The organism is Martelella sp. AD-3, from assembly GCF_001578105.1.
Lineage (GTDB): Bacteria > Pseudomonadota > Alphaproteobacteria > Rhizobiales > Rhizobiaceae > Martelella.
Genome location: NZ_CP014275.1, coordinates 1069269 through 1089606, shown reverse-complemented (window position 1 = coordinate 1089606; position 20338 = coordinate 1069269). Strand labels below are relative to the sequence as shown.

The 20338-nt window shown below is 63.1% G+C and carries 25 protein-coding genes; 13 read left to right on the top strand and 12 right to left on the bottom strand.

Going from position 1 to position 20338, the window contains the following annotated elements:
• Window positions 1-14: 14 nt before the first annotated feature.
• From AZF01_RS05005 to AZF01_RS04995, 3 genes are read left to right on the top strand one after another with little or no spacing between them, the layout of a single operon-like run.
• Window positions 15-692 (top strand): energy-coupling factor ABC transporter ATP-binding protein, encoded by a 678-nt coding sequence (locus AZF01_RS05005; protein WP_061449632.1) that lies wholly within the window; start codon window positions 15-17, stop codon window positions 690-692.
• Complete coding sequence (locus AZF01_RS05000; protein WP_061449631.1) at window positions 692-1315, top strand: energy-coupling factor transporter transmembrane protein EcfT; 624 nt, start codon at window positions 692-694, stop codon at window positions 1313-1315. The genes AZF01_RS05005 and AZF01_RS05000 overlap by 1 nt, the downstream gene beginning before the upstream one ends.
• Window positions 1312-1875, top strand: coding sequence for a biotin transporter BioY (locus AZF01_RS04995; protein WP_061449630.1), 564 nt, complete (start codon window positions 1312-1314; stop codon window positions 1873-1875). Before AZF01_RS05000 ends, AZF01_RS04995 begins: the two co-directional genes overlap by 4 nt.
• A 5-nt stretch (window positions 1876-1880) precedes the next feature.
• On the opposite strand, the gene AZF01_RS04990 is transcribed toward AZF01_RS04995, so the two are convergent.
• Entirely contained in the window at window positions 1881-2279 is a 399-nt protein-coding gene (locus AZF01_RS04990; RefSeq protein ID WP_061449629.1) for a thioesterase family protein, read from the bottom strand.
• A 277-nt stretch (window positions 2280-2556) separates the two neighbouring features.
• Here AZF01_RS04990 and AZF01_RS04985 point away from each other — a divergent pair, with 277 nt between their 5' ends.
• From AZF01_RS04985 to AZF01_RS04965, 5 genes are all read left to right on the top strand, one after another.
• Window positions 2557-2811, top strand: coding sequence for an exodeoxyribonuclease VII small subunit (locus AZF01_RS04985; RefSeq protein WP_061449628.1), 255 nt, complete (start codon window positions 2557-2559; stop codon window positions 2809-2811).
• A gap of 39 nt (window positions 2812-2850) precedes the next feature.
• The gene (locus AZF01_RS04980) at window positions 2851-3780 is read left to right on the top strand and encodes a pirin family protein (protein ID WP_061449627.1); all 930 of its coding nucleotides are present in this window, start codon (window positions 2851-2853) and stop codon (window positions 3778-3780) included.
• A 64-nt stretch (window positions 3781-3844) separates the two neighbouring features.
• The gene (gene dxs, locus AZF01_RS04975) at window positions 3845-5764 is read left to right on the top strand and encodes a 1-deoxy-D-xylulose-5-phosphate synthase (protein ID WP_061449626.1); all 1920 of its coding nucleotides are present in this window, start codon (window positions 3845-3847) and stop codon (window positions 5762-5764) included.
• A gap of 45 nt (window positions 5765-5809) precedes the next feature.
• Window positions 5810-6589: a TlyA family RNA methyltransferase gene (locus AZF01_RS04970; protein WP_061449625.1), complete on the top strand. Its 780-nt coding sequence runs from the start codon at window positions 5810-5812 to the stop codon at window positions 6587-6589.
• Complete coding sequence (locus tag AZF01_RS04965) at window positions 6579-7832, top strand: class I SAM-dependent RNA methyltransferase (RefSeq protein ID WP_061449624.1); 1254 nt, start codon at window positions 6579-6581, stop codon at window positions 7830-7832. The genes AZF01_RS04970 and AZF01_RS04965 overlap by 11 nt, the downstream gene beginning before the upstream one ends.
• A 63-nt stretch (window positions 7833-7895) precedes the next feature.
• Here the strand turns inward: AZF01_RS04965 and AZF01_RS04960 are convergent, their stop codons facing one another.
• From AZF01_RS04960 to AZF01_RS04950, 3 genes are all read right to left on the bottom strand, one after another.
• Complete coding sequence (locus AZF01_RS04960) at window positions 7896-8399, bottom strand: BA14K family protein (protein WP_061449623.1); 504 nt, start codon at window positions 8397-8399, stop codon at window positions 7896-7898.
• A gap of 171 nt (window positions 8400-8570) precedes the next feature.
• On the bottom strand, window positions 8571-9176 hold the full coding sequence (locus tag AZF01_RS24225) for a BA14K family protein (RefSeq protein ID WP_024709634.1): 606 nt from the start codon (window positions 9174-9176) through the stop codon (window positions 8571-8573).
• A gap of 133 nt (window positions 9177-9309) precedes the next feature.
• The gene (locus AZF01_RS04950) at window positions 9310-10347 is read right to left on the bottom strand and encodes a histone deacetylase family protein (protein WP_024709633.1); all 1038 of its coding nucleotides are present in this window, start codon (window positions 10345-10347) and stop codon (window positions 9310-9312) included.
• 211 nt (window positions 10348-10558) lie between these two features.
• On the opposite strand from AZF01_RS04950, the gene AZF01_RS04945 reads away from it, so the two are divergent.
• Both AZF01_RS04945 and AZF01_RS04940 read left to right on the top strand, forming a co-directional pair.
• Window positions 10559-10963, top strand: coding sequence for a hypothetical protein (locus AZF01_RS04945; RefSeq protein WP_024709632.1), 405 nt, complete (start codon window positions 10559-10561; stop codon window positions 10961-10963).
• Window positions 10964-10971: 8 nt separating this feature from the next.
• Window positions 10972-11169: a helix-turn-helix transcriptional regulator gene (locus AZF01_RS04940; RefSeq protein WP_371260668.1), complete on the top strand. Its 198-nt coding sequence runs from the start codon at window positions 10972-10974 to the stop codon at window positions 11167-11169.
• On the opposite strand, the gene AZF01_RS04935 is transcribed toward AZF01_RS04940, so the two are convergent.
• From AZF01_RS04935 to AZF01_RS04925, 3 genes are all read right to left on the bottom strand, one after another.
• Window positions 11160-11678, bottom strand: a complete 519-nt coding sequence (locus AZF01_RS04935) for a GNAT family N-acetyltransferase (RefSeq protein WP_024709630.1) — start codon at window positions 11676-11678, stop codon at window positions 11160-11162. The two genes, AZF01_RS04940 and AZF01_RS04935, sit on opposite strands and share 10 nt — an antisense overlap.
• Window positions 11679-11690: 12 nt before the next feature.
• Window positions 11691-12266: an XRE family transcriptional regulator gene (locus AZF01_RS04930; RefSeq protein WP_024709629.1), complete on the bottom strand. Its 576-nt coding sequence runs from the start codon at window positions 12264-12266 to the stop codon at window positions 11691-11693.
• A gap of 76 nt (window positions 12267-12342) precedes the next feature.
• On the bottom strand, window positions 12343-12987 hold the full coding sequence (locus AZF01_RS04925; RefSeq protein WP_024709628.1) for a hypothetical protein: 645 nt from the start codon (window positions 12985-12987) through the stop codon (window positions 12343-12345).
• Window positions 12988-13195: 208 nt separating this feature from the next.
• On the opposite strand from AZF01_RS04925, the gene AZF01_RS04920 reads away from it, so the two are divergent.
• Complete coding sequence (locus tag AZF01_RS04920) at window positions 13196-13618, top strand: hypothetical protein (RefSeq protein WP_024709627.1); 423 nt, start codon at window positions 13196-13198, stop codon at window positions 13616-13618.
• 62 nt (window positions 13619-13680) lie between these two features.
• A complete protein-coding gene (gene lepA / locus AZF01_RS04915) occupies window positions 13681-15507 on the top strand; it encodes a translation elongation factor 4 (RefSeq protein WP_024709626.1) in 1827 nt (608 codons plus the stop codon).
• A gap of 81 nt (window positions 15508-15588) precedes the next feature.
• Here lepA and AZF01_RS04910 read toward each other — a convergent pair whose 3' ends face one another.
• From AZF01_RS04910 to AZF01_RS04895, 4 genes are all read right to left on the bottom strand, one after another.
• On the bottom strand, window positions 15589-16140 hold the full coding sequence (locus AZF01_RS04910) for a YceI family protein (protein WP_024709625.1): 552 nt from the start codon (window positions 16138-16140) through the stop codon (window positions 15589-15591).
• 20 nt (window positions 16141-16160) lie between these two features.
• Complete coding sequence (locus tag AZF01_RS04905) at window positions 16161-16727, bottom strand: cytochrome b (RefSeq protein ID WP_024709624.1); 567 nt, start codon at window positions 16725-16727, stop codon at window positions 16161-16163.
• Between the two features lie 67 nt (window positions 16728-16794).
• Entirely contained in the window at window positions 16795-17370 is a 576-nt protein-coding gene (locus AZF01_RS04900; RefSeq protein ID WP_024709623.1) for a YceI family protein, read from the bottom strand.
• Between the two features lie 231 nt (window positions 17371-17601).
• Entirely contained in the window at window positions 17602-18093 is a 492-nt protein-coding gene (locus AZF01_RS04895; protein ID WP_024709622.1) for an acyl-CoA thioesterase, read from the bottom strand.
• A gap of 216 nt (window positions 18094-18309) precedes the next feature.
• Here AZF01_RS04895 and AZF01_RS04890 point away from each other — a divergent pair, with 216 nt between their 5' ends.
• Window positions 18310-19152, top strand: a complete 843-nt coding sequence (locus AZF01_RS04890) for a hypothetical protein (RefSeq protein ID WP_244435603.1) — start codon at window positions 18310-18312, stop codon at window positions 19150-19152.
• A gap of 10 nt (window positions 19153-19162) precedes the next feature.
• Here AZF01_RS04890 and AZF01_RS04885 read toward each other — a convergent pair whose 3' ends face one another.
• The gene (locus AZF01_RS04885; protein WP_024709620.1) at window positions 19163-20206 is read right to left on the bottom strand and encodes a magnesium transporter; all 1044 of its coding nucleotides are present in this window, start codon (window positions 20204-20206) and stop codon (window positions 19163-19165) included.
• Window positions 20207-20338 lie beyond the last annotated feature (132 nt).

Genomic DNA, 20338 nt, shown 5'->3' with positions numbered 1-20338 from the left:
AACCGGGGACGCATGTGAAAATCGAATTTCTGGAAGCCGGCGTGACCTATGAGGGCCGCACGGCCCTTCACCCGCTGACATTGACGCTCACCGGGCGCCGCATCGGCGTTATCGGCCTGAACGGTTCCGGAAAGACCACTTTCGCCCGGCTGATCAACGGGTTGACGAAACCGACGACCGGAAAAGTGCGCGTCAACGGCCGCGACACGGCGGAGGAACAGGCAGCGGTCGCAGCCGATGCCGGCTATGTGTTCCAGTCGCCGCAAAACCAGATCATCCTGCCGATCCTGAAGGACGATATCGAGCTTGGCCTCAGGGCGCGCGGCGTGGCGAAGACGGATCTTGGCCTGCGCGCGGAGGAAAGCCTTGCGCGGCTTGGCATCGCCCACCTCGCTACACGCCGCGCCCACGAACTCTCCGGCGGGGAACTGCAGCTCGCAGCGCTTGCCGCCGTGCTCGCCACCCGCCCTTCCCTGGTCATCCTCGACGAGCCGACCAACCAGCTCGACCTGAGAAATCGCCGTCGCGTGGCAGAAACGATCGACGCGCTCAATGAGGACGTGATCGCGATTTCGCACGATCTTTCAACGCTTTCCTCTTTCGAGCGCGTGCTGCTGTTCCATGAGGGCCGGCTGGTGGGCGACGGTCCGGCAGAAGCGATTATCGCGGACTATAAGGCGATGAACCGCTGATGCAGTCGCTTTATGTCGAGGGCAACACGCTTCTGCACCGCCTGCCGCCGGGCTTGAAACTTGGCGGGCTGGTCGTCTTTTCCATTGCCGTCTTCTTTTCCGGCGATCTCGTCTTTCTCGGCGCGCTGCTCGCCCTTGCCGCGGGGCTGTACGTCTCCCTGCCGATGCGCCCGCGCCAGGCACTCGCCCGGCTGGCGCCGATCGGCGCGGCGATCCTTCTGGTCGGCGGCTTCAACCTGATCTTCAGCCCCTGGCAGGTGGCGGCGGTCTCCGTTCTCCGGCTTTCGGCGCTGATGTTCCTGGCAGCCGCGATCACGGCAGCGACGCCGGTTCCGGCCTTCATCGACACCGTTACCCGGTTTGCCATGCCGCTTGAGCGCGCCGGCCTTCTCAAGGCGGCCGATATCGGCCTTGCGGTCGGGCTTGTCATCCGCTTCGTGCCGGATATCCTGCAACGCTATCAGGCCATTCGCGATGCCCACCGCGCGCGCGGCATCCGCTTCAGGCCGTCCGGCGCGATCGTCCCGCTGATCATCTTGACCTTGCGGGACGCCGACAGTATCGCCGATGCGATTGACGCCCGCGGCATTCGCGGCGGGCAGGAAAAAAGGAAGACGAAATGACCTCACGCGATCTGGTTCTGGTTGCGCTTTTCACGGCCATCATCGTGGCGCTCGGCATTCTTCCGCCGATCCCGCTCGCCTTCATCCCCGTGCCGATCACCGCGCAGACGCTCGGCGTCATGCTCGCCGGTCTGATCCTCGGGCGCAGGCGCGGCGCGGCTGCCGTGCTTCTCATGTTCGTTCTGGTCGCCATCGGCCTGCCTGTGCTTTCCGGCGGACGCGGCGGACTGGGCGCCTTCGTCGGCCCCACGGCCGGCTTCCTCATTGGCTGGCTGCCGGGCGCGTATATCGCCGGCGGCCTTGCGGAAATGCATGCCGATGCAAAGAGCGCGCTGCGCCAGACCTTCGGCTTCTTCATCGCCGCAGCCATGGGCGGCATCGTGGTGGTCTATTTCTTCGGCATCGCCTGGCTTGCCTTCGGCGTCGGGCTCGGCATCTCCAAGGCCGTGGCGGGAACGGTCGCCTTCGTGCCCGGAGACCTGGTCAAGGCCGCCCTTGCCGCCCTTGCCGCCCGCGCCGTGATGGTGGGCTATCCGCTGCTGCCGAAACGCTCGGCCTGAGCCTCTCAGTCGAGGAAGGAATAGAGCCAGTCCCGCGTTTCCTCAGGCAGGGGCGCGGGCTCGCCGCTGTCGCGATGGACGGCGCTCCACAGGAGCTCGACCTCGGCGGCGATCTCGTTGCCGGCCTGCACGGCGACATTGAAGCCGATCGACTTGCCGCCGATCTTTGCCGCCCTGACGGTCAGTTCCGCGAGTTCGCCGTTGCGAAGGCCCCGGTAATAGGTGCAGCCGACCTTGCGCACCACATAGGCCGGCTCGTTTGCGACTTCGGGCCGAAACCGCCAGAAATGCGCAAGCGCCTCTTCCGCATGCTCGATATAGGCGGCCGTGTGCATGCGCCCGTGCATATCGATATCCCGGTAGGGAACGCGCAGTTCAATTCGCTCCGGATGCCTGTCGTCCATCGGACACACCTTCCCGGCCGCCTGCCTTTCTTGAGCGCGCGGCCCGTTACGCAACACGTCTTTATTCTCATGCCTCCCGCGGCGCGGGCCGGCCCATCCGTTCTATAGAACCTTTCCACGTCAAATGAAACGACGCGGTCTCCGAATGGTTAGCGGCCAGAAGGCAGGATCATCAAAACGTGCTCCGGCTTGCAATCACACCGCCGTGCATTACCTTGCCTGAACGGCCCCGCCGGGTTAAGTGCGGGATGTGATCGCAAAATCAAGAGGCAGGACTATGACCGATCCGGAAAAGCCGACCGCCGTTTCCGAACTCACCTTCGAGCGCGCCGTGGACGAGCTTGAGCGGATTGTCGCGCGGCTTGAACGCGGCGACGTGGCGCTGGATGAATCGATCGCCATCTATGCCCGCGGCGAGGAACTGAAGAAACACTGTGACAAGCTGCTGAACGCGGCCGAAGCGCGGGTGGAGAAGATCCGGCTCGACCGCGAGGGCAAGCCCGCCGGAACCGAGCCTCTCGATGAGGCCTGAGGCCGACTGACAGCGCCCGGCGCTGAGAAAGGTGCCGCAATGTCGTTTTTCCCCGGTAAGGACCCCGAATTCGGCGACGCACAGTCGTGCAATGCCGTGTCGCAGCTCATCATTCCGCGCACCAGCGATATCGGCGGGTTCGAGGTGCGCCGCGCGCTGCCGACGATCAAGCGCAGGCTTGTCGGCCCGTTCATCTTCTTTGATCGCATGGGTCCGGCGCGCTTCGGCGGCAATGGCGAGGCGCTCGACGTCAAGCCGCATCCCCATATCGGGCTTTCGACCGTGACCTATCTCACCACGGGGGAAATCGGCCATCGCGACACGCTCGGCAATCATACCGTCATCCGGCCCGGCGACGTCAACCTGATGACGGCCGGGCGCGGCATCGTCCATTCGGAGCGCACGCCGGAGGATCTCCGGCTGCGCCCGCATGCGCTCTCCGGCGTCCAGACCTGGCTCGCCCTGCCGGAAAGCGACGAGGAGACCGACCCGACCTTCGGCCATACGGAGAAGAACGCGCTGCCGACGATCTCCGAGGCCGGCGTCAGCGGGCGCGTGGTGCTCGGTGATTTCTGCGGGTTGAAGGCGGACGTGCGGACCTTTACCGATACGCTGTTCGTCGACATTGCGCTCAGGCCGGGCGCGCGCTTCTCCTTCCCCGCCGAGCATGAGGAGCGAGCAATCTACGTGCTGGAGGGCGCGGTGGAGATCGCCGGCGACGTCTTCGGTCCGGAGCAACTGCTTGTGCTCGCGCCCCTCGACACGATCACGATTGCGGGTTCTGGGGAACACGGATGCCGTCTCATGCTTTTCGGAGGAGCGGCTTTGGAAAAACCGCGGCATATCTGGTGGAACTTCGTCTCCTCCTCGAAGGAACGCATCGAGCAGGCAAAGGAAGACTGGCGGCAGGGCCGATTCGGCCTCGTCCCCGGCGATGAAACGGAATTTGTTCCTTTGCCCGGACGCTGAAATTCGCTAGAACCGATTTAGAAACAGAAAACGCGCGACCGTTTCGCGCACGAGGCTTCAAGACGTGACGCTACCGGCCAAAACCTCCATCCTCGACCGGATCAACCTGCCAGCAGACCTTCGCGACGTGGAAGACCGCGACCTGCCGCAGCTTGCGGGCGAAGTGCGCGCGGAGATGATCGACGCGGTTTCGCGCACCGGCGGGCATCTGGGCGCGGGCCTGGGCGTGGTCGAACTGACGATCGCCATCCACAAGGTTTTCAACACGCCGCATGACCGGGTAATCTTCGATGTCGGCCACCAGTGCTATCCGCACAAGATCCTGACCGGTCGGCGCGACCGGATGCGGACGCTGCGGCAGGAGAACGGACTTTCCGGTTTCACCCGCCGCGCGGAGAGCGAATACGACCCCTTCGGCGCCGGTCATTCCTCGACCTCCATTTCCGCCGGCCTCGGCATGGCGGTCGCCTCGAAGCTTCAGGATAACCCGCGCAACGTCATTTCCGTCATCGGCGACGGCGCGATGTCGGCGGGCATGGCCTATGAGGCGCTGAACAATGCCGGCGCGCTCGGCGCGCGCCAGATCGTGATCCTCAACGATAACGACATGTCGATCGCCCGCCCGACAGGGGCAATGAGCGCCTATCTGGCGCGGCTCGCTTCCGGCAGGACCTATCTCGAGGTCCGCGACTTTTCCAAGCGGCTGACCTCCTATCTCGGCAAATCGATCGACCGGGCGATTTCCCGCGCCGTCGGCCACGCCCGCGGCTTCGTCACCGGCGGCACCATGTTCGAGGAGCTCGGCTTCTATCATATCGGCCCGATCGACGGCCATTCCTTCGAGCACCTGTTGCCGGTGCTGCGTAATGCGCGCGACAATGCGCGCGGGCCGGTGCTGATCCATGTGGTGACGCAGAAGGGCAAGGGCTATGCCCCGGCCGAGGCCGCCGCCGACAAGTGCCACGCCGTCAGCCGTTTCGACGTTGTCACCGGGACCCAGGCAAAGGCCAAGCCAAATGCGCCGAGCTACACCTCCGTCTTCTCCAGGGCGCTGATCGAGGAAGCCCGCCATGACGAGAATGTGGTGGCGATCACCGCCGCCATGCCGTCCGGCACCGGGCTCGACAAGTTCCAGGAGCTCTACCCGAGCCGGCTCTTCGATGTCGGCATTGCCGAACAGCACGCCGTCACCTTCGCGGCCGGCCTTGCAAGCGAGGGGATGAAACCCTTCTGCGCGCTTTACTCGACCTTCCTGCAGCGCGGTTATGACCAGGTCGTCCATGACGTCGCGATCCAGGGCCTGCCGGTGCGCTTTCCGATCGACCGGGCGGGCTTTGTCGGGGCGGATGGACCGACCCATGCAGGCTCGTTCGACACCACCTATCTCGCCACCCTGCCCGGCTTCGTGGTGATGGCGGCCGCCGACGAGGCGGAACTGATGCACATGGTTCGCACCGCCGCCGACTACAGCGACGGCCCGATCTCGTTCCGCTATCCGCGCGGCGAAGGCACGGGGATCGAACTGCCCGAACGCGGCGAAATCCTTCAGATCGGCAAGGGCCGGATCATTTCCGAGGGCTCGAAGGTGGCGCTGCTTTCCTTCGGCACGCGCCTTGGCGAATGTCGCGAGGCGGCCACCGTGCTGAACGCGGCAGGGCTTTCGACGACCGTTGCCGATGCGCGCTTTGCCAAGCCGCTCGACCGTGACCTTATCCGCCAGCTCGCCGCCCATCACGAGGTGCTGGTGACGATCGAGGAAGGGGCGGCCGGCGGCTTCGGCGCTCATGTCATCCAGTTTCTCGCCAATGAGGGCCTGATGGACGGCGGCCTGCGTGTGCGCCAGATGGTGCTGCCCGACATCTGGATGGAACAGGCCAAGCCCGAAGTGATGTATGAGAAGGCGGGCCTCGACCGCGACGGGATCGTCGATACGGTCTTCCGCGCGCTTGGCCGCTCCGGCATCTCGACCGGCACGACCGGGTAAACGGCAAGGCTTGCGCTTGCCGGCAAATGCGTCCATGGAGCGGGTATGACCGACACCGCCCAGCGCCTCGACCAGCTTCTGGTCAGCCTCAACCATTTCGAAACCCGTTCGCGGGCGCGCGACGCCGTTCTGCGCGGCGCCGTCACGGTCAATGGCCGTATCGCGAAGAAGCCGGGCGAGACCGTGCCCGCGGGAAGCGCCATCGCTGTCGATGATCCGGCGGGCGCCTATGTTTCTCGCGCGGCGCTGAAGCTGATTGCCGCGCTCGACCATTTCAATATTTCGCCCGAGGGCGCCGACGCGGTCGATATCGGCGCATCGACCGGCGGCTTTACCCAGGTGCTTCTGGAACGCGGCGCGGCCCATGTGACGGCCGTCGATGTCGGCCATGGCCAGATGGCGGGGCGGCTTGTCGGCAACCCGCGCGTGACCAATCTGGAGGGCGTGAATGCCCGCAACCTTGCGCGCGCTGACATCGGTGACCGGCCATTGGGATTCGTCGTCTCGGACGTCTCCTTCATCTCGCTGAAGCTGGCTTTGCCGCCGGCGCTCGCCCTTGCCGAACCCGGCGCCTTCTGCGTGCTTCTGGTCAAGCCGCAATTTGAGGCAGGCAGGGAGAATATCGGCAAGAAGGGCCTGTTGAAGGATCCCACGCTCGGGCCGAAGATCGCCCAAGAACTGGAAGCCTGGCTGGTTCGCGATCAGGGCTGGCAAAGCCTTGGCATCACTCCCTCCCCGATCGAGGGCGGCGACGGAAACCAGGAATATCTGCTTGCCGGTCAAAAGTCCGGCGCAACCGAAAGGCTGGACCGTCATGGCCGCTGAAACCTTTGAGATCGAACGGCTCGGAAGCCAGGGCGACGGGATCGCCGCCCATGCGCAAGGCCCGGTTTTCATTCCCTTCACGCTGCCCGGCGAGACGGTGATGGTTGCGCGCGAGAAATCGAAAGCCATGATGCTGTCGCTGCTTGACGCCTCTCCCGACCGGATCGCCCCGGTCTGCCGCCATTTCGGGCCGGACGGCGAGAACGGCACCTGCGGCGGCTGCGCGCTGCAGCACCTCGAACGCTCCGCCTATGACGCCTTCAAGCGGCAGGTCGTGGTCGATGCACTCGCGGCCCACGGCATCGACTGCCCCGTCGCGCCGCTGGTGACGTCCGGGCCCGGAGAGCGGCGGCGCGCGAGCTTTGCCGGACGCCGCACGGAAAACGGCATTCTGCTCGGCTTTTCCAGCCCGGAAAGCCATCATATCGTCGCCATCGAGGAGTGTCCCGTGCTCTCGCCGACGCTTTTTGCGCGGCTCCCGGCGCTGAAGCTTCTGGCCGGCATTCTGGTCTCCACCAGCGACCCCTTCCGCATCGCCGTCATGGAGACCGAGACCGGTCTCGACATCAGCTTTGCCGGCATCAAGGCGCCGTCGGAGAAACGCCGGCAGGCAGCCACCCGCGCGGTCATGAGCGTCAGGGGCATCGCCCGGCTTGCCATCGGCGACGAAATTATCGTCGAACCGGTGAAGCCGGAACTCACCCTTTCGGGCACGCGGGTGTTTCCGCCGCCGGCAAGCTTCGCCCAGGCGACGCGCGGCGCGGAAGAAGCGATGACGGACATAGTCGTCAGGCATCTGAAGGGCAGCAAGCGGGTTGCCGACCTCTTTTCGGGCTTCGGCACCTTCGCTCTCAGGCTGGCGGCGAAATCCCGCGTCCACGCCGTCGAGTTCGACGGGCCGGCGCTTGCGGCCCTCGACCAGGCCGTGCGCAACCGGCAAGGCCTGAAACAGGTGACGACGGAGCGGCGCGACCTCTTCCGCCGCCCGCTTCTGCCGCGCGAACTGGCACCCTTCGACGGCGTCGTGTTCGACCCGCCGCGCGCCGGCGCGAAAGAACAGGCCGAGGAACTGGCGCGCTCGGATGTCGCCCGGATCGTTGCCGTATCCTGCAATCCGCAGACCCTTGGCCGCGATCTCGCCATCCTGAGGGATGGCGGCTATAGCATCGACACTGTCGTCCCGGTCGACCAGTTCTTCTGGAGCGCCCATGTCGAGGCGGTGGCCTGCCTCAGGCGGGACTGAGAGACAAAACAAGACCCCGCAGCTTGCACTGCGGGGCCCCCGATCTTACACGCCTATCCGCAATCAGTAATACGGCGACAGGCACTGTTTGCGCGGGCCGTTATAGGGCTGGAAGGTGTTGTCCGACGGGCGGTAGGAGCGGTAGCGCGACTCGCACCAGTCGTAGTGCTTCGGGTTTACCCCGTAGGTCTGCTGCGGCTGGCGGCTCTGGTTTGCCGCGACCGCGCCGCCGATGATCAGCGCGCCCGCGCCGAGAATGGCGAGCGGCACCCAGGCGTCGTCATTGTCGTCGTAGTAATATCCGGGCGGCGGCGGACGATAGCCCCGACCGCCGTTGTAGCCCCAGCCGCCTCCGTTGTAATAGCGCCTGTCATAACCGCGATTGCGGCCCCAGCCGCCGCGATTGTCATTGTAGCGATCGCCGCCGCGATACTGCACCGGCTGCACGGCATTATCCGCCGTCGGGACCGGCTTCATCGCCGGCATCGCCTCGGCAGGCAGAACGCTCACCGCCATGAATGCGGAGGCAATGGCGGCCGCCGCCGTTTTCCTTGCCAATCTGATCATCTCATTCTCCTGTTTGCCGCGCCGAAGGGTCGGTCGACGATATCCTTGGTTACAGGCAGAGACTAATCAAGCCCGCCTGAACCCGGGATTAACGTTTCAGAAAGGAGAAAGGGCGCGCGCCGCCGGTCAAAAGACGCCGCGCGCGTTCACAAATCGTGTTCTCGCGCCGTCTCAGTAATAGGGCGAGGTGCACTCTTTGCGTGGCCCGCTATTGGGCTGGTAGGTATTGTCCGAGGCGCGGTAGGACTTGTAGTGGTCCTCGCACCATTGATAATGCTTCGGATTGATGCCGGCCTGAACGGGGGCGACATCGCCGGACGATGCGGCTGCCGCAACGCCGCCGCCAATCAGCGCGCCGGCGCCGAAGGTGATCGCCGGGCCCCAGTTGTTCCAGTAGGGGCCGCCATACCAGCCCGGACCATAAGGCCCGTAGGGACCGCCATAGACGGGGCCGAAATAGGGACCCGGATAGGGACCGACCGGCCTGTAGGGCGGCGGCGGATTGCCGTGCCAATGCGGCCCGTAGCGGCCGCCGCCATGCCAGCCGGGACCGCCCGGATTTCCGTGCCAGTGCGGAGCGACAGGCCCGTGGAGCCCGCCATGCAGCGCCGGACCGGGACCCATGGGCACGCCGTGATAGTGACCGAAACCGCCCCCATGGAAGCCGCCGCCATGAAAACCACCTGCGGGATGCGCCGCGGCCGGCGTGATCGCGGCTGCCGCCAGCATGCCCGCCGCCACGGCCGTGACGAATGCCTTCCTTACTGCCTTCAACATCGGCTTCCTCCTGAAGCAAACACCTGAAGCAAAGGCGGCGGACCGGGTAAGGGTCAAGCCGCAACCTTCGGTGGTGTCGGTAATCCTCTCAACCTGAATGCAGCATTAACGGAGGGGTTGTCCGGTGGAGGGTTCAGGCTCCGTCCTCTTCCAGTCCGATCAGGACATTGGCGACATTGTCGCCGATCTCGTGCACGCCGTAGCCGCCTTCCATGACGGTGAGGACCGGGATGCCGAGCCCGGCGACCCTGGCGCCCATGGTGCGAAAATCAGGCGTCTTCAGGCGGAAGAAGGAGATCGGATCCTTTTCGAAGGTGTCGACGCCGAGCGACAGGACCAGGGCCTCCGCGCCGAAGGCCGAAATCCGTCTAAGCGCGGCCTCCAGCGCCTCGCCATAGGCCGGCCAGGCGGTGTTGCGCGGCATGGGAAAGTTGGCGTTGTAGCCCTCGCCCCTGCCCTTGCCGGTCTCTTCCCTGTGGCCCCAGAAATAGGGGAAGGCATCATCCGGCTCGCCGTGCAGCGACGCGAAGAAGATGTCGTCGCGCTCATAGGTGACGTCCTGCGTGCCGTTGCCGTGGTGGAAATCGACATCGAGGATGGCAACCTTCTTTGCCCCATTGTCGAGCATTCGCTGGGCGGCGATGGCGGCATTGTTGAGGAAGCAATAGCCGCCGTAGAGGTCGATGCCCGCATGATGGCCGGGCGGGCGGCAGAGCGCGAAGGCAAAGCGATGTCCCTCGCCGAGATAATCGGCCCCGGTCATGGCGCAGTCCTTCGCCGCGATCGCGGCCTCATAGGTGCCTTCGGTGATCGAGGTCTCAACCGAATTGGCGTAATAACCCAGGAGCCCGTCGATATTGTGCGGCGGCCGGGCGTGGTAGGAACGGCGCACGGGAAGCGAGATCGGGATCGCCTCGGTGGTGAAGCCGGCCGACAGCCAGCGCTCCCAGACGGTTTCAAGGAACTCCAGATAGCCGGCATCGTGCAGTTTGAGGGGCACGGAAAGATCGTGGCGCGCCGGCGCGACCTCGTCGTCAAACCCCTTTTCCTTCAGCGCGGCCCGGATCCACTCCACCCGGAACGGCCCCTCAAACGGCTTCACCAGTTCTCCGCCATGCAGCTCGGTCTTGGCGTCACGCAGCTTGTGATCCTCGGAATAGATGACACGCATTTTCGGACCCCTTACCAATGAGATTTCCTCACTTTCGGTAGCCCCATTCCGGCGCAAAATCCACAGCAGACGCCAAGTTCTGCCGCACAATTGCGGATTACGCCTCAGGCCGCATGGTTGGCTCACCGGATAAGCAAGTTGTAAAGCAGACTTTACAATCCGGCCGAGGCGATGTATGTAAAGGTAACTTTACAAATCAGGAACCAGGCCGATGACCAACAATCAGGCGACACGGCGCTATTTTTCCGCAATGATTCCAGCACTGGTGATTTTCCTCGCCGCGTCATTCGCAATCGACCGGATGAGCGACCACAGGCCGGATGTGTCCGTCATGGTCATCGGGCTGATGGCGGTGGCCATTGCCGCCCTCCTCGCTTTTTTCTGGGCGCATCTGCGCTATGTCCGCGAGATCGACGAATTTCTTCGCGTCATACAAATCCGCGCGATCATCGCGGGTCTGGCAGTGGTCTTCTGCCTGGCGACCGCCTTGGGCTATCTGGAGCTTTTTGGCGATATCGACACATTCTCGCTGTTCTGGCTCAATCCGATCTACTGGCTATCCTATGCCGTTGCGGCCCTTTATCTCACCTGGCGCGAGACCGGCTCGCTCGGATGAAGAACATCGTGAAGCGCCTTAGGGCCGAGCGCGGCTGGTCACAGGCAAGGCTCGGCGAAGAACTGAACATTTCCCGCCAGAGCGTGATTGCGATCGAGGCGGGGCGCTATGACCCGTCACTGCCGCTGGCCTTCAGGATCGCGGGCGTCTTCGGATTGCCGATCGAAGCCGTATTCTTTCCCGAAGAGGACGATGCTCAGCCCTGAAGGCGTTTGTAGAAGAAGGTCGTGTCGCAATAGCCGCCTTCGGGATAAAGCGCATAGTCCGGCACCACGCCGACGCGGTTCCAGCCGAGGCGCGGATAGATCGCCTCCGCCGCGCTGCCGGTGGCGGTGTCGAGCACCAGAAGCCAGCGGTCCCGCTTGCGGCATTCGGCCTCCAGCGCCTCCATAAGGCGGCGCGCAATGCCCCGTCCACGGCATGCCCGCAGCACGATGAGCTTCATCACATCGCCGCGATGAAGCTGGTTCGGCTTTTGCGCCAGCCCCGCCTGCACCGTGCCGACGAGCACACCGTCTTCCTCGGCAATGGCGAGAATGACCGATCCGGCCGCAACGCCGGCGGCAACTTGCCGCCAGAACGCGTCGACCGCGCCCGCATCATAGGGCGCCATGAAGCCCATGGAGGCATTGTCCTCGATACTGTCGGCCAGCAACGCGCAAAGTCCGGGAATGGCGGCTTCCGCCTCCGCACCGTCCAAAAGTCTGATGTCCATGACTGCTCCTGACTATGGCGCGCGCTCGATGATCACCGAATAGGTGACATCGGTCGCGCCGGGATTTGAGAAAACATGCGGGTCCGCCACCGGCATGAACAGGCAGTCGCCCTTGGAAAGCTGATGGTTCTCCTCGCCGAACTCGACATCGAGCACGCCATCCAGCACCCAGACGTGCTGGCGCAGCTCCGCCGCGCCGTGCTTGGGCGGATAGGCGATGCGGCCGCCGGCGGGAAAGCGGATGAGCACGATATCGACCGCCGAACCGGTGCCCGACGGCGATATCGAACGACGGGTATAGCCCGTCTCCGGATCGCGCCAGACCGGCTGGTCGACCCGGCGCGACAGCGGATCGACAGGCCTGTCCGCATCGGAAAAGAAGGCCGAGAGCGACGTGCCGAGCGCGGCGCAGATCTTCGCCAGCACCAGCGCGGACGGCGAGGCCTCCGCCCGCTCGATGCGCGAGATCATCGCCCGGCTGACCTCGGACAGTTCGGCAAGCCGGTCGAGCGTCAGCCCCTTTTCGGCCCGCAGCCTCTTGAGGTTGAGCGCAATGGTTCGGTCGAAAGTTGAGTCGATAATATCCATGATGCGATCATGGATTTCCACTATAAGAGAGTCAAGCGGATATTTTCTGGAACCGCCCGGCTGTCAGGCTGCAGGCCTAGTCAGCCTCTCGCCAGGCCGTATCCCCGCAAGGACCGGTGGTTTCCAGCACGGCAGAAAGATCGTTTCGCAACACAGCGCCATCGACGAAGGCCTTGCGCTCGGAGCTGAGCTGTTCCTCCAGCCCAGGGCTGTTGACGGCGAAGATGCTGTCCTGGGTATCGAACAATCCAAGATCGTTTGCAAAGGAGGAACCGTCCAGCGCACGTCTGAGGAAGTAGAGGATATCGGGGTTCAGCCGGACCACACTGTTGCCGTCCATCAGCAGATAATAGCCTTGCGCCACCGCAAAGCCCTTGTCGGCCAGCCCCTCAAGGTAGCGGATTTTATCGACAACGAACAGGTCTTCCTCCGTCGTCGGTTCTCCGGAAAAACGGCCGCAATAGGAGACCGTGATGCGTGACGGATCGCGCTTGTAGAGCGTTTCGATGGCAGAGGCGTAAGCGCCGGTCATGCAGCCACCGAGAGAATTCTCTTCGTCCGCCAGTATATAGTCCCGCCAGGTCTGATAGGCCTGCTCCGGCTCAGCAGTCTCCGCATATTCGGGAAAGTATTTCAGGTAGATTTCGTAGCTGCGATGCACCTTGCCGCCGCACTCCGGCAGCATTCCGTCCCGTTTCCAGTCGCCATCGATATAGAGCAATTCCTCGAACGAGATTTCTGTGCTTGGCTGAGGATGTTCCTGAAACGACCAATCCCCTGCAAAGCTCGTTTGTGGACCGGACAAAGACATCAGCATGAACGCGGCCGAAGCGAAGACCAGCCTGGCAAAAGATATCGCCGCTTTTCCTCGCATTGCCGTCTCGCCTTAAAATTGCAGGTGCGAGCAAGATAGCGAGAAAGGCCACCGGATGGCAAACGACAATTACTCTGAATGCAGCCGCTTGCGCCGTATTGAAAAAGCTCTGCTGGCCCGGAGCGACGAACTGGCGGCAGAGAGCCGCAAACATGATGCACAGATTTCGGACCTTGAAAACAAGATCAAGCAATACCGCCCCAAACTGCTTGATATCATCAGCGATCTCGGCATTTCCGCCCATGATATCATCGGCATTGCCGCCGAGACCATCGTCAAGCGCCTCGGTGGAGTCGTCACGGTTGTCTATGTCGCAATGAAGCTTAGGGATGCACGAGACCTTCAGAAACAAATCGAAAGTGCGGAGGGGATGATCGAAGAGATCAAGCGATGGAAGATCGACATTGCCTATCGCATCAAGGATCTGCATTCGGAGCGCGAAAGCTATATCAAAGATCAAGAAGCGCTCGGCTGCTGACCACGCTGCTCTCCCCGCAATTTCGCTTCCAAGAAACCGCGCGCGCTGCTATATGCGCGCGCATGAGCACAAATGAAGACCGCATTCCACTGGACCATATCCGCAACTTTTCCATCGTGGCCCATATCGACCACGGGAAATCGACGCTGGCCGACCGCCTGATACAGACATGCGGCGGGCTGGCGGAGCGTGAGATGTCCGCCCAGGTTCTCGACAACATGGACATCGAGCGCGAGCGCGGCATCACCATCAAGGCCCAGACCGTGCGCTTGCACTACAAGGCGAAGAACGGCGAGACCTACGTGCTGAACCTGATCGACACGCCCGGCCATGTCGACTTCGCCTATGAGGTTTCGCGCTCGCTTTCGGCCTGCGAGGGGTCGCTGCTGGTGGTCGACGCATCCCAGGGCGTGGAGGCGCAGACGCTCGCCAACGTCTATCAGGCGATCGACAATGATCATGAGCTGGTGACCGTGTTGAACAAGGCGGACCTGCCGGCCGCCGACCCCGAGCGGGTCAAGGAGCAGATCGAGGATGTGATCGGCATCGATGCCTCCGACGCGCTGCTGATCTCCGCCAAGACAGGGATGGGCGTGCCGGACGTGCTCGAAGCCATCGTCCACAAGCTGCCCCCGCCTGCGACCGAAAAGGGCGCCGATGCGCCGCTGAAGGCGCTTCTGGTCGACAGCTGGTACGACACCTATTTGGGCGTCATGGTTCTGGTGCGCGTCATCGACGGCATTCTGAAAAAGGGCCAGACCATCCGCATGATGGGCACGGACGCCAAATATCCGGTGGACCGCGTCGGCGTGCTGACGCCGAAAATGCTGGTTGTCGACGAGCTCGGCCCCGGCGAGATCGGCGTCATTACCGCCTCCATCAAGGAAGTGGCCGATACCCGCGTCGGTGACACGATCACGGAGGACAAGCGCCCGACGGAAAAGATGCTGCCGGGCTTCAAGCCGGCCCAGCCGGTGGTGTTCTGCGGTCTGTTCCCGGTCGATGCAAACGACTTCGAAGACCTGCGCGCCGCCGTCGGCAAGCTCAGGCTCAACGATGCGTCCTTCTCCTACGAAATGGAGAGTTCGGCAGCGCTTGGCTTCGGCTTCCGCTGCGGCTTCCTCGGCCTCTTGCATCTGGAAATCATCCAGGAGCGGCTGGAGCGCGAATTCGACCTCGACCTGATCGCAACCGCCCCCTCCGTTGTCTACGAACTGACGATGACGGACGGGCGCGAGATCGAGTTGCACAATCCGGCCGACATGCCGGAAGTGGTGAAGATCGCCGAGATCCGCGAGCCGTGGATCAAGGCGTCGATCCTGACGCCGGACGATCATCTGGGCGCGATCCTGAAACTTTGCCAGGACCGCCGCGGCATCCAGACCAATCTGACCTATGTCGGCAACCGGGCGATGCTCTCCTACGACCTGCCGCTCAACGAGGTCGTGTTCGATTTCTACGACCGGCTGAAGTCGATTTCCAAGGGCTACGCCTCGTTCGACTATCACCTCGACGACTATCGCGCCGGCAATCTGGTGAAGATGTCGATCCTCGTCAACGGCGAGCCGGTCGACGCTCTGTCCATGCTGGTGCACAGGACGGCGGCCGAAAAGCGCGGGCGCGACATGTGCGAGAAGCTGAAGGAGCTGATCCCGAAGCACATGTTCAAGATCCCGATCCAGGCCGCCATCGGCGGCAATGTGATCGCGCGCGAGACGATCTCGGCGCTCCGGAAGGACGTGACGGCAAAATGCTATGGCGGCGACGCCACCCGCAAGCGCAAGCTTCTGGAAAAGCAGAAGGCCGGCAAGAAGCGCATGCGCCAGTTCGGCAAGGTGGAAATCCCGCAGGAAGCCTTCATCGCCGCGCTGAAGATGAGCGACGAGTAACAAGCCAAAGCTTGCCGTCAATAAAAAGCCGCCGCATCTGATCGATGCAACGGCTTTTTTTCGTATGAATCGCGGACTGTTTTACCGCATCGCCGTCAAATCCAGAAGCACCGTCACCGTCTCGCCGACCGTATCGGCGTTCACGGCGGGACCGAGATCGTATTCCTTGCGGTCAAGCGTCGCCGTGCCGACGACATGGGCCGTATCGCCGTCGATATCGAGCGTGAAGTTGAGCTCGATAGGCAGGGTGACCGCCTTGATCGTCAGAAGGCCGTCTGCCTTGTAGCTGCCGTCATCGAGAGCCAGGACATTGTCCGTGGTGAAATCGGCTGATCCGAATTCATCGACGGCGAACCAGTCGGACGTCTCCAGCATGCCGTCATACTGGCCGTTGCCGGTTACAGCACTTCCGGTGTCGATCTCGACGGTGATGAGCGCGTCTTCCGGTGCTTGCATGTCGAAGTCGATCGATGCCGCCCAGCTTTCGAATGTGCCGGAAAGCGTCTTGCCCCCTTGGGGCACCTCGAAACCGAGCGAGCTGTTGTCCTGATCGACGGTCCAGGTTTCGGCAAGCGCCGGCGAGGCGAAAGCTGTTGCGAGCGCCAGAGCGGCGGTGAAAGCTTTGAATCTCATATCGTTCTCCTGTGTCCGGGTCACGCCGCGCGCGAGGGGCGCACCATGCGCCTCAGCGTCTCGTCGCGGGCAATGAAATGGTGCTTGAAGGCTGCGGCCACATGGCCGGCGACAAGCAGGATGAGGAAATAGGCGCCGTATTCATGCACGGCGGCGGCAAGCGCCTCCGTGGCAGCCTTGTCCCCCGGCACCGGCAGATGCGGCACCTCGAAAAGATTGAAGACGATCGTCGGGATGCCCCAGGGAGACGCCGAGACCACCAGCCAGCCGGAAAGCGGCAGCAGGAACATCATCGCGTAAAGCCCGGCATGCCCCAGATGCGCGACACCCTTCTCCCAGACAGGCATGTCCGCCGGCAGTTTCGGCGAAGGGTTGACGGCCCGCCACAGCAGCCGAAGCATGGCGAACGTCAGCACGACGAAGCCGATCGACTTGTGCAACTGGAACAGCGCGAAGGCATTCGGGTCCGACTGCGGCAGCCGCACCATATAGAGGCCAAGGCCGAGCATGCCGAGAATGAGCAGCGCCATGACCCAGTGAAACAGGATGGCGACGGCGCCGTAACCATGTCTGGTGTTCTTGATCATTGAAACATCTCCGGGCGCGTGCGGAACCGGCCTGCCGGCCCCGCCCCGCGCGGCTTGCCGTCAGCCGTTACTCGGCAATCAGCGCTTCGCCGGAAAAGACGACGGACACTTCATCGCCGATGTAGGGCGTGTACATGTCCATGCCGTAATCGGAGCGCAGCACGGTCGTCTCCACCAGGAAGCCGGCAGCCTGCTTCTCGGCCATCGGGTGCTCGCCGAAGGACAGGATTTCGACAGCCAGAACAGCAGGAACAGTGGTGTCCTTGATCGTCAGGTCGCCGGTGACTTCAAGCTCGGTATCGGAGATTTTCTTCACCTCGGTGCTGACGAAGGTGATGTCCGGATAATTGGCGACGTCGAAGAAATCGGCGCTCTTGAAGTGTTCGTCGCGCGCATCCCAGAACGTGTCGAGGCTGTCGGCGGCGATCACGAACTCAACCGAAGAGTTTTCCGGCGCCTCGGCGTCAATCGTCAACGTGGCATCCCACTCGCCGAAACGGCCGTCGGTGATCGAGTAGCCGAGGTGGTTGTAGCTGAATGACAGGTTGCTGTGCGACTTGTCGAACTCATAGGAGACCGGGGCGGCAAGAACCGGAGCGGACATCAAGGACAGAACGACAGCCGTGGTAGCAAAACGGAACATGAATAACCTTTCGCTGATGCGGTTTGGACAGGACCGGAATGGTCGCGTGCACCACCACAGCTAGCGGAATTTGCGTGCTCGACAATTTCGCAAATGCTGAACGAACTGTTCAATGAACCAAATGACTGATTTTACAGAGTTTCCACGCGATGAAGAAAATGTGAGCCGCACGTTATCGTTTGCGGCGCAGCATAGGCCGGCGAAAGCCGTTCCAGACAGAAAGCTCCGGCCTCAGCCCTTTTCGGATTTCAGTTCCCGGAAACGGGCCTCGTATTCCTTGCGCAACTGATGGCGCATCTGGGCCTCCTCGAAGCGGCGTTCCTTGTCGGGCGTATCGAGATCGAGCTTCGGCACCGGCGTCGGCTTGCCGCGCTCATCCACGGCGACCATGGTGAAATAACAGGAATTGGTGTGGCGGCGATGGCCGGTGCGCACATCCTCCGCCTCCACCCGGATGCCGATCTCCATCGATGTCCGTCCGGTATAGTTGACGGAGGCGCGAAGCGTGACGAGTTCGCCGACATTGATCGGCTCGCGAAAGGTCACCTGGTCGACAGACAGCGTGACGGCGTAATCCTGGGAAAAGCGCGCGGCGCAGGAATAGGCCACGCGGTCGAGCAGACTCAACAGAGCCCCGCCGTGCACCTTGCCGGAGAAATTCGCCATGTCCGGCGTCATCAATACAACCATTTCAAGCTGGCTCGGGTCGTGTGCGCGATCCATGCGTTATTCATCCCTCTCGTTTCGCGGCAGGCAGCCATCCCGCCCCGTCTCCTGCAGACTGCGCCAAGTCTTGCCCGAATGACGCCTGCGATCAACAGCAAAGAGCGCCCGCTTGGCGATCTCCGGCCATTCCCCGTGGTTGACCTTCGCCACACGAGCGGCCAAAGTCGCCGGCAAGCGTCATCAAAGAGTTACCGGCAGACAGAAGAAGGCATGATGTCAAAGGACACCCACGCGGAAGAGCACCTTCAGGCGGGCGCCTGGCCTTTCGTCACGCTGCGTCACGAAACGCGCGACGGTCGCCGGTTGCTCTGGCGTGCCCGCGATCACCGCAAGGGACTGTTCCGCCACAGGCGCGCGCTGGAACACGTTCGCGCGCCAGCCTGGCAGACCGCCCGCTATAACTGGATCATGGGGCTGGTCTTCGTCATCGGCGCCTCGCTGTTCATGGCGGGAAGCGCGATGGCGCTCTATCCGAAGCTCGTCTCCGGTCTGCCGGGGTGGACGACCAACGTCACCTTCTTCCTCGGCTCGATTCCGTTCACGACGGCGGCCTATCTGCAGCTGTTCCAGGCGGCCAATGCCGACCAGACGGCGGCAGGCTCCGGCGTCAGGCCGAAGCTCTTCGGCTGGAGCCCGGACAGCCCCGGCTGGCTCAGCGCCGCGACGCAGTTCGTCGGCACGGTTGCGTTCAACTTCAACACCTTCGATGCCATCAACGCGCCGAAGGGTTGGGTCGCGCAGGATCTCGCGATCTGGACGCCGGGCATGATCGGCTCCGTGCTGTTCCTGGTCTCGGCCTATCTCGCCTATATCGAGGTCGGACACGCCCATTTCTCAAAGCCCCGCCGCGAACTCGGCTGGTGGATCGCCGCGATCAACCTTGTCGGCTGCATCGCCTTCATGATCGCCTCGACGCTCGCCTATGTGCCCCGCCATGGCGTTTCGGCCGGGTTGATGGATGTCTCCAACGCCAATCTCTGGTTCGGCGCCTTCTGCTTCGCGCTTGCCGCAGCGCTCAGCATGCGCGAGGCCCGGCACGCGGGAGACGGGGTCTGAGCCTGTGCCTCTATTGATGCACGACGACGATGCCAAGCATCATGGTGGTGATGGTGAAATAGAGAAGTAGCCCCGTCAGGTCGACGATGGTGGTCAGCGCCGGGCCCGAGACGACGGCCGGATCCTGCTTCACGGCAACGGCGCCGAGCGGCAGCAGCGCGCCGATCAGCGTGGCGGAGACCACCTGGGCGGCAAGGGCGACGGCAATGGCGAGACCGATCGCTTCAAGCGTCATCCCTTCCGGAACATCGGCGGCGTTGGAGATCAGCACCACCTTGAGGAAGGCGAAGGCAAACAGCATCGCGGCCATCAGCAACGAAACGCGCATTTCCCGCCACATGATCGTCGCTGCCTCTGCCCAGCGGATGCCGCCGGTTGTCAGAACGCGGGTGACGAGGCTGGCCGACTGGGTGCCGACATTGCCGCCGGTATCGGCCACCATGGGCATGTAGAGCGCGAGGATCACCAGCGCATCGAGAGCGCTCTCGTAGATATGGACGACATAGCCGGCGGCGAGACCCGCAATCGCCAGACCCAGCACCCAGGGAAAGCGGCGACGGAAGTCCGACCAGACCGAACGCTCGAAATAGTCGTCGTTGACCGTGCCCGAAAGGCCGACGAAGACCTCGGCGTCCTCCTGCAGCGTATCGACCATGAAGCGGCTCGCCCGCGCGCCGTCTATGATGCCGACAAGCCGGTTCCTCCGATCGACGACAGGCATGAAGTCGATATCGCCCTCGACCATCTCATGCGCAACGGATTCGGCCGAACGATCGGCACGGGCCACAGCCATGTCCGTGCGGGCAAACATGCCGACCGGATCGTCAAGCTTGTGGCGGAGGCAGTCATGCAGGGAGACGACGCCGGCGAGAAGCCCCTCCGCATCGCGGATACAGGCCATGGTGACGGACCTGCCGCCGCTTTTGGTGAAAAGCTTCACCGCCTCGCCCGCACTCGTCTCGGGCTTCAGCGTCAACGGCGATTGGTCGATTATCCGTGCAAGCGGCGTCAGGGGCGCGCTCAGCGCGAAATCACCGGCAGTGGCATCCGTCACGATAAAGTTCCTTTCGTTTTCCCCTTACTATACAAGGCATTATAAAGGCTTGATGACGTTGCGGAAGCAATGTGTGAATGGACCTTGATCGAGGGTAGACTCCAATTCGCTTGTCTGCATACTGGCCTTGCG

What these genes read in the sequence shown, in the direction of transcription:
- AZF01_RS04930 (WP_024709629.1), bottom strand. Translation starts at nt 12,266, where the DNA reads ATGGATATTATCGACTCAACTTTCGACCGAACCATTGCGCTCAACCTC.
- AZF01_RS04910 (WP_024709625.1), bottom strand. Translation starts at nt 16,140, where the DNA reads ATGAGATTCAAAGCTTTCACCGCCGCTCTGGCGCTCGCAACAGCTTTC.
- AZF01_RS04965 (WP_061449624.1), top strand. Translation starts at nt 6,579, where the DNA reads ATGGCCGCTGAAACCTTTGAGATCGAACGGCTCGGAAGCCAGGGCGAC.
- lepA (WP_024709626.1), top strand. Translation starts at nt 13,681, where the DNA reads ATGAGCACAAATGAAGACCGCATTCCACTGGACCATATCCGCAACTTT.
- AZF01_RS04960 (WP_061449623.1), bottom strand. Translation starts at nt 8,399, where the DNA reads ATGATCAGATTGGCAAGGAAAACGGCGGCGGCCGCCATTGCCTCCGCA.
- AZF01_RS04970 (WP_061449625.1), top strand. Translation starts at nt 5,810, where the DNA reads ATGACCGACACCGCCCAGCGCCTCGACCAGCTTCTGGTCAGCCTCAAC.
- AZF01_RS04995 (WP_061449630.1), top strand. Translation starts at nt 1,312, where the DNA reads ATGACCTCACGCGATCTGGTTCTGGTTGCGCTTTTCACGGCCATCATC.
- AZF01_RS04990 (WP_061449629.1), bottom strand. Translation starts at nt 2,279, where the DNA reads ATGGACGACAGGCATCCGGAGCGAATTGAACTGCGCGTTCCCTACCGG.
- AZF01_RS04950 (WP_024709633.1), bottom strand. Translation starts at nt 10,347, where the DNA reads ATGCGTGTCATCTATTCCGAGGATCACAAGCTGCGTGACGCCAAGACC.
- AZF01_RS04935 (WP_024709630.1), bottom strand. Translation starts at nt 11,678, where the DNA reads ATGGACATCAGACTTTTGGACGGTGCGGAGGCGGAAGCCGCCATTCCC.
- AZF01_RS04900 (WP_024709623.1), bottom strand. Translation starts at nt 17,370, where the DNA reads ATGTTCCGTTTTGCTACCACGGCTGTCGTTCTGTCCTTGATGTCCGCT.
- AZF01_RS24225 (WP_024709634.1), bottom strand. Translation starts at nt 9,176, where the DNA reads ATGTTGAAGGCAGTAAGGAAGGCATTCGTCACGGCCGTGGCGGCGGGC.
- AZF01_RS04895 (WP_024709622.1), bottom strand. Translation starts at nt 18,093, where the DNA reads ATGGATCGCGCACACGACCCGAGCCAGCTTGAAATGGTTGTATTGATG.
- AZF01_RS04890 (WP_244435603.1), top strand. Translation starts at nt 18,310, where the DNA reads ATGTCAAAGGACACCCACGCGGAAGAGCACCTTCAGGCGGGCGCCTGG.
- AZF01_RS04980 (WP_061449627.1), top strand. Translation starts at nt 2,851, where the DNA reads ATGTCGTTTTTCCCCGGTAAGGACCCCGAATTCGGCGACGCACAGTCG.
- AZF01_RS04920 (WP_024709627.1), top strand. Translation starts at nt 13,196, where the DNA reads ATGGCAAACGACAATTACTCTGAATGCAGCCGCTTGCGCCGTATTGAA.
- AZF01_RS04945 (WP_024709632.1), top strand. Translation starts at nt 10,559, where the DNA reads ATGACCAACAATCAGGCGACACGGCGCTATTTTTCCGCAATGATTCCA.
- AZF01_RS04985 (WP_061449628.1), top strand. Translation starts at nt 2,557, where the DNA reads ATGACCGATCCGGAAAAGCCGACCGCCGTTTCCGAACTCACCTTCGAG.
- AZF01_RS04905 (WP_024709624.1), bottom strand. Translation starts at nt 16,727, where the DNA reads ATGATCAAGAACACCAGACATGGTTACGGCGCCGTCGCCATCCTGTTT.
- AZF01_RS05000 (WP_061449631.1), top strand. Translation starts at nt 692, where the DNA reads ATGCAGTCGCTTTATGTCGAGGGCAACACGCTTCTGCACCGCCTGCCG.